This window comes from Streptomyces sp. (assembly GCF_019510245.1).
Lineage (GTDB): Bacteria > Actinomycetota > Actinomycetes > Streptomycetales > Streptomycetaceae > Streptomyces.
Map to the genome: position 1 here is coordinate 1 of NZ_JAEKKT010000016.1, position 1132 is coordinate 1132.

Here is a 1132-nt window from a genome sequence, read left to right on the forward strand (position 1 = left end):
CCTCAAGGCCCTGAAGTTCGTCCAGTCCCTACTCGCCGACGGCTCGACCAAGTACCCCAAGCAACTCGACTCCGGCTGGTCGGGCGAAGCGTTCGGCAAGCAGAAGGCCGCCATGGCGATCGAGGGTAACTGGATCGCCGGCGCCATGAAGAGCGACTACCCGAACGTCAAGTACACGACGGTCCCTCTGCCTGCCGGTCCCACGGGCAAGAAGGGCACGCTCGCCTTCACCCAGTGCTGGGGCATCGCGGCCAAGAGCAAGCACAAGGCCGCGGCCATCGACTTCGTCAAGGCGATGACCGCGAAGGACAACCAGCTGACCTTCGCCAAGGCGATCGGCGTGATGCCGTCGCGGCAGTCCGCCCAGGCCGAGTACGTCGCCCAGTTCCCGCAGGACAAGGCGTTCATCGACGGCGCCGCGTATGCCCAGGCCCCGGTGAACGTCGCGAAGATCGACCAGGTACTCGCCGACTTCGACACCGGCCTTCAGGGGCTGCCGGGCGCCGACCCGAAGCAGATCCTCGCGCGGCTTCAGAAGAACGCGCAGGCGGTCGTAGGCCAGTAGCCCGGATATCGCGGACAGTGCGGACACGAACAAAGCGAGAGTGAACCTGCGATGAGTGAACCGAATCCCGGGCCCGCACAGGGCCCGGGCAGCGGCCCGGCACCGGCCCACCCGGCAGGCGCAGCCAAGGCCGACGCCCCGTCATCCGCGCTGCGCGGACGCCGCAAGGACACCGGCCCGGACGGCACCAAGGCCAGTGGAGGAGCTGGTGGAGGCCGCCGCACGCGAGCCCCCCGCGGCGGTATCCGAGGCCGGGAAGGTCTGGCCGGCTGGCTGTTCGTCTCACCCGTCCTCGTCGTGCTCGGACTCTTTCTGGTCGTGCCGATCGGCATGGCGCTCTGGGTGAGCCTGTCCGACTGGAAAGGCCAGGGCAGCCCCTTCTCGGCAGGCGTGCATTTCGTCGGCGGAGAGAACTACGGGCAGCTGGTCACCAAGTCCGGCCTGGCGCAGAGCGACTTCATGACGAGCCTGCGCAACAACGCCTACTACGTGCTCTTCGTCGTCCCGCTGCAGACCGCGCTCGCGCTGGGCCTGGCGCTCCTGGTCAACGGCAGACGGCTGAAGGGC

General features: G+C 68.2%; 1 protein-coding gene and 1 pseudogene. Both read left to right on the forward strand.

Translation table 11 applies throughout. The features are described from left to right. Window positions 1-565: extracellular solute-binding protein (locus tag JF597_RS00390; RefSeq protein ID WP_293986551.1), on the forward strand; the 565-nt coding region annotated here is incomplete at its 5' end. A gap of 51 nt (window positions 566-616) precedes the next feature. Continuing rightward, window positions 617-1132 (forward strand): annotated as a pseudogene (locus JF597_RS00395) (hypothetical protein); the annotation flags it as partial.